This window comes from Pseudomonas sp. PS01299, assembly GCF_029960145.1.
GTDB lineage: Bacteria > Pseudomonadota > Gammaproteobacteria > Pseudomonadales > Pseudomonadaceae > Aquipseudomonas > Aquipseudomonas putida_A.
The window spans coordinates 1-11,142 of record NZ_JASCPO010000196.1 but is presented as its reverse complement, the minus strand read 5'-3'; the positions used below and the strand labels follow the sequence as shown (position 1 = coordinate 11,142).

The following is an 11,142-nucleotide window of genomic DNA, read 5'->3' as shown; positions in this document are numbered from 1 at the left end:
CGCGATAGCGGTGCGTCAGGCAGTGCAGCCTCAACTGATCAGACGCTATCGCGAGCAGGCTCACTCCTACAGTTTCGATTTGTGTGCAGTTTAGAGGGAATGTTGGATTCCTTCGGACAAATAAAAAACGGGAAGCCCCAAGGCTTCCCGTTTTTCATGGCAAAGCGAAATCAGATGACCTGAACGATCGCATCCGTGACCGCTTTGATGTTGCTCTGGTTCAGTGCCGCGACGCAGATCCGGCCGGTGTCCAGGGCGTAGATGCCGAACTCGTTGCGCAGGCGATGCACTTGCTCAGTGGTCAGGCCGGAGTAGGAGAACATGCCGCGCTGACGGCCGACGAAGCTGAAGTCACGCTGCGGGGCTTTTTCGGCCAGCAGGGCGACCATCTGCTCGCGCATGCCGCGAATGCGCAGGCGCATTTCTGCCAGTTCCGCTTCCCACTGGGCGCGCAGTTCCGGGCTGTTCAACACAGCGGCGACGATGCTTGCACCGTGGGTCGGCGGGTTGGAGTAGTTGGTGCGGATCACACGCTTGACCTGCGACAGCACGCGCGCGCTTTCTTCTTTCGATTCGCTGACGATCGACAGGGCGCCAACGCGCTCGCCGTACAGCGAGAACGACTTGGAGAACGAGCTCGAAACGAAGAAGGTCAGGCCCGATTCAGCGAACAGACGCACAGCCGCGGCGTCTTCGTCGATGCCGTCGCCGAAACCCTGGTAAGCCATGTCGAGGAACGGTACGTGACCTTTGGCCTTGACCACGTCCAGCACGTTTTTCCAGTCGGCCGGGGTCAGATCGACGCCGGTCGGGTTGTGGCAGCAGGCGTGCAACACAACGATCGAGCCGTTCGGCAGGGCGTTGAGGTCGTCGAGCATGCCGGCACGGTTCACGTCGTGGCTGGCAGCGTCGTAGTAACGGTAGTTCTGCACCGGGAAACCAGCGGTTTCGAACAGCGCGCGGTGGTTTTCCCAGCTCGGGTCGCTGATCGCCACGACGGCGTTCGGCAGCAGTTGCTTGAGGAAGTCGGCACCGATTTTCAGCGCGCCGGTACCGCCGACGGCCTGAGTGGTGACGATGCGACCGGCAGCGATCAGCGGCGAGTCGTTACCGAACAGCAGCTTTTGCACGGCCTGGTCGTAGGCCGCGATGCCGTCGATCGGCAGGTAGCCACGGGAGGCGTGCTGGGCAGCGCGAATGGTTTCGGCTTCGATCACCGCGCGCAGCAGGGGAATTCGCCCCTCTTCGTTGCAGTAAACACCTACACCCAGGTTGACCTTGGTGGTCCGGGTATCGGCGTTGAATGCTTCGTTGAGGCCCAGGATTGGATCGCGGGGTGCCATTTCGACAGCGGAGAACAGGCTCATTATTACGGCGGCTCTGAATGGAGAGTGGAGGGACGTGTCGCGCTCCAGCCGAATGCACTAGAGCGGTGCACAAACGGGGAGCTAGTATAGAGGCCATCACTGAGCAATGGCGACAGGCGATTCAGCTTTTCCGGCAAGTTTTTCCGATTATTTCTTGACCGTTAGTCGATTGACTCTGTCAGAGACTTTACCGGATGTAGGACGTTTGCCTTGAAAGGCGAGGCAATCGGCTCCACATTGAGCACAATCTTCGTTTTTCCTTGGGCGACAACGGTCGTTTGCGGTCATCCCCGCGGCTCGGCTGTTTTCTGCGCGAGCCGCGATCCCAGAGGTGTGTATGTCCGAATTCCAGCTAGTCACCCGCTTCGAGCCCGCCGGCGATCAGCCTGAAGCGATCCGCCAATTGGTCGAGGGCATCGAGGCTGGGCTGGCGCACCAGACGCTGCTCGGTGTGACCGGCTCGGGCAAGACCTTCAGCATCGCCAATGTCATCTCGCAGGTACAGCGCCCGACGCTGGTGCTGGCGCCGAACAAGACCCTCGCCGCGCAACTGTATGGCGAGTTCAAGGCGTTCTTCCCGAACAACGCGGTCGAGTATTTCGTTTCCTACTACGACTACTACCAGCCCGAAGCCTATGTGCCGTCGTCCGACACCTTCATCGAGAAGGACGCGTCGATCAACGACCACATCGAGCAGATGCGTTTGTCCGCAACCAAGGCGTTGCTCGAACGCAAGGACGCGATCATCGTTACCACGGTGTCGTGCATCTACGGTCTCGGTAGCCCGGAAACCTATTTGAAGATGGTGCTGCACGTCGATCGCGGCGACAAACTCGATCAGCGCGCCTTGCTGCGGCGTCTGGCCGACCTGCAGTACACCCGCAACGACATGGATTTTGCCCGCGCGACGTTCCGGGTGCGCGGCGATGTGATCGACATCTATCCGGCGGAGTCCGATCTGGAAGCGATCCGCATCGAACTGTTCGATGACGAGGTCGAGAGCATCTCCGCGTTCGACCCGCTCACCGGCGAAGTCATCCGCAAGATGCCGCGCTTCACCTTCTACCCGAAGAGTCACTACGTGACGCCGCGCGAGACCCTGCTCGACGCCATCGAACACATCAAAGTCGAATTGCAGGAACGCCTCGAATACCTGCGCAGCAACAACAAACTGGTCGAGGCCCAGCGCCTCGAACAGCGCACCCGTTTCGACCTGGAAATGATCCTCGAACTGGGTTATTGCAACGGCATCGAAAACTACTCGCGCTACCTGTCCGGACGTCCGGCCGGTGCCGCGCCGCCGACGCTGTACGACTATCTGCCAGCCGACGCCTTGCTGGTGATCGACGAATCCCACGTCAGCGTGCCGCAAGTCGGCGCGATGTATAAGGGCGACCGTTCGCGTAAAGAAACCCTGGTCGAATACGGCTTCCGCCTGCCGTCGGCGCTGGACAACCGGCCGATGCGTTTTGACGAGTGGGAAGGGGTGAGCCCGCAGACGATTTTCGTCTCGGCGACGCCGGGCAACTACGAGGCCGAGCATGCCGGGCGCGTGGTTGAGCAAGTGGTGCGTCCGACCGGTCTGGTCGACCCGCAGGTTGAGGTGCGTCCGGCGCTGACCCAGGTTGATGACCTGCTCTCGGAAATCACCAAACGCGTGGCGGTCGAGGAGCGGGTGCTGGTCACCACGCTGACCAAACGCATGGCCGAAGACCTCACCGATTACCTCGCCGACCACGGCGTGCGCGTGCGTTATCTGCACTCGGACATCGACACCGTCGAGCGGGTCGAGATTATCCGCGACCTGCGTCTGGGCACCTTCGACGTACTGGTGGGGATCAACCTGCTGCGCGAGGGTCTGGACATGCCGGAGGTGTCGCTGGTGGCGATTCTCGACGCGGACAAGGAAGGCTTCTTGCGTTCCGAGCGCTCGCTGATCCAGACCATCGGCCGGGCCGCGCGGAACCTCAATGGCCGGGCGATTCTCTACGCAGATCGCATCACTGGCTCGATGGAGCGGGCGATTGGCGAGACCGAGCGTCGTCGCGACAAGCAGATCGCCTTCAACCTGGAAAACGGCATCACCCCGAAGGGTGTGTTCAAGGACGTCGCCGACATCATGGAAGGCGCCACCGTGCCCGGCTCGCGCAGCAAGAAGCGCAAGGGCATGGCCAAGGCTGCCGAAGAAAACGCCAAGTACGAAGCCGAACTGCGCTCGCCGAGCGAAATCACCAAACGCATTCGCGCGCTGGAAGAGAAGATGTACCAGTTGGCGCGGGATCTGGAGTTCGAAGCGGCGGCGCAGATGCGCGATGAGATTGCCAAACTGCGTGAGCGGCTTTTGGCTGTCTGAAGATTTGCAGTGTTTGGTCGGGCCTCTTCGCGAGCAAGCTCGCTCCCACAGGGATTGATGGTGTACACAAAATGTGTGATCACCAAAGAAGCCTGTGATAGCTGACTTGGCCCCATCGCTGGCAAGCCAGCTCCCACAAGGATTGATGGTGTACACAAAATGTGTGATCACCAAAGAAACTTGTGGGAGCGGGCTTGCTCGCGAAGAGGCCAGTGCAGACACCACAAAAATCAGTGAGCTTCCCCAGCCTTCAACCCCGCCGGCAATTTCCTGGTCAACAAAATCGCCAGCATGCTGATCCCCAGCGCAATCCCGACAAAGTGAAACGCATCGTTATAGGCCATGATCAGCGCCTGCTGATGCACGATCTCGCTCATCTTGCCCAGCGCCGCGGTGTCACTGCCAAAGCGGTCGGTCATTGAGGCCATGCGTTCGGCCACTTGCGGGTTGGTCGGCACAATCGACTCACGCAGATAATCGAAGTAGGTCTTGGTCCGCGCATCCAAAAGCGTGGCGAGCAGGGCGATGCCGATCGCGCCACCCAAGTTGCGCAGAATATTGAAAAGGCTCGATGCCGACCCCGCGTCCTGCGGCAGGATGTACGCCGTAGCGATCAGCGAAATGGTGACCATGATCAGCGGCTGACCCAGCGCGCGGATGATCTGGATCTGATTGAACTGCGGCCCGGCGAAATCCGGGTTGAGCACCCCCGAAGAAAAACTCGCCAGCCCGAACAACCCGAAGCCCAGGGTGCACAGCCATTTCGGCGAAACGAACTTCATCAGCTTCGGCACCAGCGGAATCAGGAACAGCTGCGGCACGCCCATCCACATGATCACTTCGCCGATTTGCAGGGCGTTGTAATTCTGGATCTGCGCCAGGTACAGCGGCAGCAGATAAATCGAGCCGTATAAACCGACGCCCATGCCGAGGCTGGAAATGCTCGACAAACCGAAGTTGCGATTGCGCAGGATGCCGAGGTTGATCAGCGGGTTGGGTTTGGAAATCTGCACGATGACGAAGGTGATCAGGCTGAGGAGGGCGATGCTGCCGAGGGTCACGATCAGGTTCGATTCGAGCCAGTCCTTGCGGTGGCCTTCTTCGAGAAAGACTTGCAGGCAGCCGAGGCCGACACCCAGCGTGAGAATCCCGGTGTAGTCAGTGCTTTTCAGCAGTTCCCAGTGCGCTTCCTTCTTTTCCAGCCCGTACATCAGCCCGGCGATCATGATCAGCCCCGGCGGGATGTTGATGTAGAAAATGTATTCCCAGCCCCAGTTTTCCGTGAGCCAGCCGCCCAGTGTCGGGCCGATGGACGGGGCGAAGGTCGCGGTCATGGCGAACATCGCCATGCCTTTGGCGCGATGGTGTTCGGGGAGTTTGATCAGGGTCAGGGTGAACGCCAGCGGAATCAGCGCGCCGCCGGTGAAGCCTTGCATGGCACGAAAGACGATCATGCTTTCGAGGCTCCAGGCCATCGAACATAGCAAGGATGAAATTAGAAAACCCAGCGACACCCACACCGCCAGCCGTCGCGCCGAGAGCAACTGCACCAGCCACGCGGTCAGCGGGATCATGATGATTTCCGCGACCAGATAGGAGGTGGAAATCCACGAGCCTTCTTCCAGCGTCGCCGACAGCGCGCCTTGAATGTCTTTGAGCGAGGAGTTGGTGATCTGGATGTCGAGCACCGCCATGAACGCGCCGAGCATCACGCTCATTACCGCAATCCAGTCCCGCCGGGTCGGTTCGCCGACCGGGCGGATCAGCGAATCACCGGCCATTGTCTGGGGCGTCTTTGATGTTCACGGTGGCGGTGACCGACATGCCCGGGCGGATCTTGCCATGCAACGGGTTATCGGCCTTGAAGGTCAGCTTTACCGGAATCCGCTGCACGACTTTGGTGAAGTTGCCGGTGGCGTTGTCTGGCGGCAACAGGCTGAACTGCGCACCGGAGGCGGCGAACAGGCTGTCGACTCGCGCTTCGATCGGCGTGTCGCTGTAGGCATCGAAGGTCAGCTCGGCTTTCTGTCCGGGCTGCATGTGGCCGATCTGGGTTTCCTTGAAGTTGGCCTGCACCCAGATGTCTTCGTCCGGGACGATCGACAGCAGATAGGCGCCGGCCTGCACCACCTGACCATTGCGTGCGGCGCGCTGGCCGACCATGCCACTGATCGGCGCGTGGATTTCGCTGCGGGTCAGGTTGAGCTCGGCTTGCGCCAGATCGGCGCGGGCGTTGGCAATCTGTGCGTCGAGGCGTTTGATCTCGGCCGTCAGTGCATTGACTTGCTGGCGCTGGCTCTGCGCATCGGCCTGGGCCTTGGCCACTTGCGAGCGGGCAATGTGCGCGTCAGCAGAGAGGGTGGTCACCCGTTCTTCGGAAACGTAACCGGGTTTGCGCAAGGTTTCGGCTCGCGACAAATCCATCTGCGAACGGCCAAGGGTGGCCTGGGTGGTCGCCACTTGCGCGTCGCTGGCGGCGATCAGGCTCGATTGCTGCGTCAATTTGCTTTGTGCCTGCAAACGCTCGGCTTCGCGGGTGGCGAGGGAGGCATTGGCGCGGTCGACCGCGAGGCGGAAATCATTGGGTTCAAGGCGCACCAGCAACTGGTCCTTTTCCACGTGCTGGTTGTCCTGCACCAGCACTTCGTCGATGCGCGCGCTCAACTGGCTGGAGACGCGGGTGATCTCGCCCTGGACATAGGCGTTATCGGTGCTTTCATAAAACCGGCCCTTGAAAAACCAATGGGCGAAGAAGCCCCCGGCAATCAACAGCACCAGGAGCAGGAAAATAAACAGGCGACGCTTGAGTTGGGCAGGCATGGGCAAACTGTAGTCGAGTAATTGTAAGGAAAGTTATCTGCGGCTGAATCTGGCATACCGCCGATAAACGGTAAATGCCAATGGCTGATATTCGGGCCGTCACCACGGTCTATGGGCGTTCCAGCCGCAAACTTGGCTTAAATGCCCTGCCCGCTGGAGCGGGGCGGGTGTCGCCTGTTACCATTCGCCGCTTGATTGTTTTGCTTTTCATTCTTTTCGAGACATGCCATGACCACCGTCCGCACTCGCATCGCGCCATCGCCTACCGGGGACCCCCACGTAGGTACCGCTTACATCGCATTGTTCAACTACTGCTTTGCCAAGCAGCATGGCGGTGAGTTCATCCTGCGCATTGAAGACACCGATCAGTTGCGTTCGACCCGCGAGTCCGAACAGCAGATCTTCGACGCCCTGCGCTGGCTGGGCATCGACTGGAGCGAAGGCCCGGACGTTGGCGGCCCGCACGGTCCGTACCGCCAAAGTGAGCGTGGCGATATCTATCAGAAGTATTGCCAGCAACTGGTCGACATGGGCCATGCGTTCCCATGCTTCTGCACCGCAGAAGAACTGGACCAGATGCGCGCCGAACAAATGGCGCGCGGCGAGACCCCGCGCTACGACGGCCGCGCGCTGCTGCTGTCGAAGGAAGAAGTCGCCGCCCGTCTGGCCGCCGGCGAACCGCACGTGATCCGCATGAAAGTGCCGACCGAAGGCGTCTGCGTGGTGCCGGACATGCTGCGTGGCGATGTCGAGATCCCGTGGGATCGCATGGACATGCAAGTGCTGATGAAGACCGACGGCTTGCCGACGTACTTCCTCGCCAACGTGGTCGACGACCACCTGATGGGCATCACCCACGTGCTGCGCGGCGAAGAATGGCTGCCATCGGCGCCGAAACTGATTCTGCTGTACGAATACTTCGGCTGGGAGCAGCCGGAGCTGTGCTACATGCCGCTGCTGCGTAACCCGGACAAGAGCAAGCTGTCCAAGCGCAAGAACCCGACCTCGGTGACGTTCTACGAGCGCATGGGCTTCATGCCGGAGGCGATGCTCAACTACCTCGGTCGCATGGGCTGGTCGATGCCGGACGAGCGCGAGAAGTTCTCGCTGCAGGAAATGGTCGACAACTTCGACCTCAAGCGTGTGTCCCTCGGCGGGCCGATCTTCGACATCGAGAAACTGTCGTGGCTCAACGGCCAGTGGCTGCGTGACCTGCCGGTGGAAGAGTTCGCCGCACGCGTGCAGAAGTGGGCGTTCAATTCCGAGTACATGATGAAGATCGCACCGCTGGTTCAGGGGCGCGTGGAAACCTTCAGCCAGGTTGCACCGCTGGGCGGCTTCTTCTTTGCCGGTGGCGTGAACCCGGATGCCAAGCTGTTCGAATCGAAAAAGCTTTCCGGTGATCAGGTGCGTCAGCTGATGCAATTGATCCTGTGGAAGCTGGAAAGCCTGCGTCAGTGGGAGAAGGACAGCATCACTGCGACGATTCAGGCGGTGGTCGAGTCCCTTGAACTGAAGCTGCGCGATGCGATGCCATTGATGTTTGCCGCGATTACCGGGCAGGCCAGTTCGGTGTCGGTGCTCGATGCGATGGAAATCCTCGGTCCGGACCTGACGCGTTTCCGTCTGCGCCAGGCGATTGACCTGCTGGGTGGCGTGTCGAAGAAAGAAAACAAAGAGTGGGAAAAGCTGCTGGGCGCGATTGCTTAAGCACGTCTGACTCTGCGGTAACCGCCGAAGGCCGGGATCGTTTGATTCCGGCCTTCGGCGTTTTTCCCCCGGATTTTCGGGGGGAGGGCGGTAAGTGATTGTTATGCCGACAAAAAACTTTGAAATTTTTCAAAAATAAGTTTGACAGGCTTTCGATACGCCCTTAAGATTCGCCCCGTCCTCAGCGATGACATCAACGATGACATCAACGATGAGGGGCTATAGCTCAGCTGGGAGAGCGCTTGCATGGCATGCAAGAGGTCGACGGTTCGATCCCGTCTAGCTCCACCAATTTACACTTCGAAGCCAGGCCACACCGGCTCCGAAGCGATCAACACTCAGCGTTGATCAGTTGTATAGAAGGGTTTGCGTCCCCTTCGTCTAGTGGCCTAGGACACCGCCCTTTCACGGCGGTAACAGGGGTTCGAGTCCCCTAGGGGACGCCAGTTTTACAGAAGCGATGTTGCAAGATGTCGCTCCGCCGCGAGGCGAAAAATCCGGGGCTATAGCTCAGCTGGGAGAGCGCCTGCATGGCATGCAGGAGGTCAGCGGTTCGATCCCGCTTAGCTCCACCAATTTACAGTTCAAGGTCTGGCCACACCGGCCTTGAATCAGATCAGATCTCAGCACTGATCAGCTGTATAGAAGGGTTTGTGTCCCCTTCGTCTAGTGGCCTAGGACACCGCCCTTTCACGGCGGTAACAGGGGTTCGAGTCCCCTAGGGGACGCCACGATTACCCGCTCTGCGGGATTTATAAGGGTCATTCAATTATTGAATGGCCCTTTTGTTTGTCTGGCGTTTGGCCAACTCTCCTTTTTCCTTACACTGTGCTTCAGACCAGCGGTCATATCCTCGACTTGCGGAATATTATTATGCGAATAATATTCTAGTCGTAATATTCGGAGGCAACGATGAACGATAAAAAAGCTCAAACCCGCGAACGCATCCTCAAGGCGGCCAGCGCCGCACTGATGCAGCGTGGCCCGGCGGATCCCAGCGTGGGCGAAGTGATGGGCGCCGCCGGCCTGACCGTCGGTGGTTTCTACGCGCACTTCGAAAGCAAGGACGCGATGATGCTCGAGGCGTTCAAGCAACTGCTCAGCCGTCGACGCGACCTGATTGCCGACATGGATTCCGAGCTGACCGGCGAAGAGCGTCGCGCCTTGGTCGCTGCGTTCTACCTGTCGCGCAAGCATCGCGATTCCAGCGATGCCGCGTGCCCGATTCCGGCTTCCATCGGCGAACTGGGGCGTCTGCCGGAATCCTTCCGCATCGCACTGAACGAGCACCTGGAACTGATGATTGCGCAGTTGGCGTCCAGCCCCGAGGACACCGACAAGGCGTTGGCTGATGTGGCGTTGATGGTGGGTGGTCTGGCGCTGGCACGTGCGCTGGGCCCGGGCGATTTATCCGATCGATTGCTGCGCGCTGCCAAGTCGGCGGTGCGTTGACCTGAAGGCAACACGCCTGAGGAGAAAGCGATGAACACGTTGAAGTGGGTTCGTGGCGTTAATGGCACCTTGGGCTGGATTGCACCGCAACGAGTAGCAAGCAAAATGCGTCAGGCGTTCATGACGCCGCGCACGTTGCCACTGCGCGATTGGGAGCTGCCGCTGCTGGCGAGTGCCGAACGCATCACGCTGCGCTTCGGCCTGTCGGCGCTGCGTTGGGGGCAGGGGCCGGCGGTGCTGTTGATGCACGGTTGGGAAGGGCGGCCCACCCAGTTTGCGGCATTGATCACGGCGCTGGTTGAGGCCGGTTACACCGTCGTTGCCCTCGATGGCCCGGCCCATGGTCGCTCACCGGGGCGTGAAGCCAACGTCGTACTGTTCGCCCGCGCCATGCTCGAAGCGGCCGCCGAACTGCCACCGTTGCAAGCCGTCATCGGCCACTCCATGGGCGGCGCCAGTGCCATGCTCGCGGTGCAACTGGGCCTGCGCACCGAAACCCTGGTCAGCATCGCAGCCCCCGCACGGATCCTCGGCGTGCTGCGCGGTTTTGCCCGCTATGTCGGCATGCCACCGCGGGCCCGATCGGCGTTCATCCGCCAGGTCGAGCAGGACGTTGGCATGCGCGCCGCGACCCTTGATGTCGCGCACTATCAACTGGATATGCCGGGCCTGATCGTGCATGCCGAGGACGACACCTTTGTCTCGGTCAAGGAATCGCAATTGATCCACGAATCCTGGTTCGACAGTCGCCTGCTGCGCCTGGAAAGCGGCGGCCACCAGCGGGTGCTGGCCGACCCTCGGGTGGTTGATGGTGTGTTATCACTGTTGGCGGGGCGCAGCCTTCAAGCGCGGCAATCGGCCTGACATCCGTTACACTGCCCCGGTTGAATCATCTGACCGGGAGTGGGGCATGGGCTGGGATCGGGCAACGCCGTTCACCATTGATCTGCAAGTAGGCGCCGAGGACATCGACGGGCTGGGCCACGCGAACAACGCGGTGTACGTGACCTGGCTCGAACGCTGCGCCTGGCGCCACTCGCAGCGTCTGGGGCTGGACCTGGTCGAGTACCGGCGCCTGGATCGGGCGATGGCCGTGGTGCGTCACGAAATCGATTACCTGGCGGCTGCCTACGAAGGCGACGAGCTGCAACTGGCGACCTGGATCGTCGATTGGGATCAGCGCCTGAAAATGACCCGGCACTTCCAGCTGATCCGCCCCAGCGACAACGCCACCCTGCTGCGTGCCCAGACCACATTCGTCTGCATCGAACTGTCCAGCGGCAAGCCCAAGCGCATGCCGGCGGAGTTCATCGAGGGTTATGGCCCGGCGATCCAAAATCCAGAAACAGCCCAAATCTAAACTGTAGGAGTGAGCCTGCTCGCGATAGCGGAGTGTCAGTCGGCATTCCTCTATCTGACCCACCGCTATCGCGAGCAGGC

General features: G+C 60.4%; 8 protein-coding genes and 4 tRNA genes. 9 read left to right on the top strand and 3 right to left on the bottom strand.

The window, feature by feature from the left end:
* Window positions 1-170 precede the first annotated feature (170 nt).
* Window positions 171-1,367 carry an amino acid aminotransferase gene (locus tag QMX91_RS24295; protein ID WP_282413503.1) on the bottom strand — a complete coding sequence of 399 codons (1,197 nt, stop codon included), beginning with the start codon at window positions 1,365-1,367 and terminating at the stop codon, window positions 171-173.
* 337 nt (window positions 1,368-1,704) lie between these two features.
* Between QMX91_RS24295 and uvrB the strand changes: the two genes are divergently transcribed.
* Window positions 1,705-3,720, top strand: coding sequence for an excinuclease ABC subunit UvrB (uvrB, locus tag QMX91_RS24290; protein ID WP_007969222.1), 2,016 nt, complete (start codon window positions 1,705-1,707; stop codon window positions 3,718-3,720).
* Between the two features lie 230 nt (window positions 3,721-3,950).
* On the opposite strand, the gene QMX91_RS24285 is transcribed toward uvrB, so the two are convergent.
* Both QMX91_RS24285 and QMX91_RS24280 read right to left on the bottom strand, forming a co-directional pair.
* Window positions 3,951-5,501: an MDR family MFS transporter gene (locus QMX91_RS24285; protein WP_260525034.1), complete on the bottom strand. Its 1,551-nt coding sequence runs from the start codon at window positions 5,499-5,501 to the stop codon at window positions 3,951-3,953.
* Entirely contained in the window at window positions 5,491-6,540 is a 1,050-nt protein-coding gene (locus QMX91_RS24280) for an HlyD family secretion protein (RefSeq protein ID WP_282413502.1), read from the bottom strand. Before QMX91_RS24280 ends, QMX91_RS24285 begins: the two co-directional genes overlap by 11 nt.
* 228 nt (window positions 6,541-6,768) lie before the next feature.
* Between QMX91_RS24280 and gltX the strand changes: the two genes are divergently transcribed.
* The 8 genes from gltX to QMX91_RS24240 all read left to right on the top strand — a co-directional run bounded on the left by gltX (window position 6,769) and on the right by QMX91_RS24240 (window position 11,062).
* On the top strand, window positions 6,769-8,250 hold the full coding sequence (gene gltX / locus QMX91_RS24275; protein WP_003226448.1) for a glutamate--tRNA ligase: 1,482 nt from the start codon (window positions 6,769-6,771) through the stop codon (window positions 8,248-8,250).
* A gap of 215 nt (window positions 8,251-8,465) precedes the next feature.
* Window positions 8,466-8,541 (top strand) — tRNA-Ala (locus QMX91_RS24270).
* Window positions 8,542-8,620: 79 nt separating this feature from the next.
* Window positions 8,621-8,696 (top strand) — tRNA-Glu (locus tag QMX91_RS24265).
* A gap of 53 nt (window positions 8,697-8,749) precedes the next feature.
* Window positions 8,750-8,825 (top strand) — tRNA-Ala (locus QMX91_RS24260).
* Between the two features lie 80 nt (window positions 8,826-8,905).
* A tRNA-Glu gene (locus QMX91_RS24255) sits at window positions 8,906-8,981 on the top strand.
* Between the two features lie 181 nt (window positions 8,982-9,162).
* Complete coding sequence (locus QMX91_RS24250) at window positions 9,163-9,702, top strand: TetR/AcrR family transcriptional regulator (RefSeq protein WP_007969225.1); 540 nt, start codon at window positions 9,163-9,165, stop codon at window positions 9,700-9,702.
* A 30-nt stretch (window positions 9,703-9,732) separates the two neighbouring features.
* Window positions 9,733-10,566, top strand: coding sequence for an alpha/beta fold hydrolase (locus QMX91_RS24245; RefSeq protein ID WP_096796149.1), 834 nt, complete (start codon window positions 9,733-9,735; stop codon window positions 10,564-10,566).
* Between the two features lie 46 nt (window positions 10,567-10,612).
* Complete coding sequence (locus QMX91_RS24240) at window positions 10,613-11,062, top strand: thioesterase family protein (protein ID WP_098964657.1); 450 nt, start codon at window positions 10,613-10,615, stop codon at window positions 11,060-11,062.
* Window positions 11,063-11,142 lie beyond the last annotated feature (80 nt).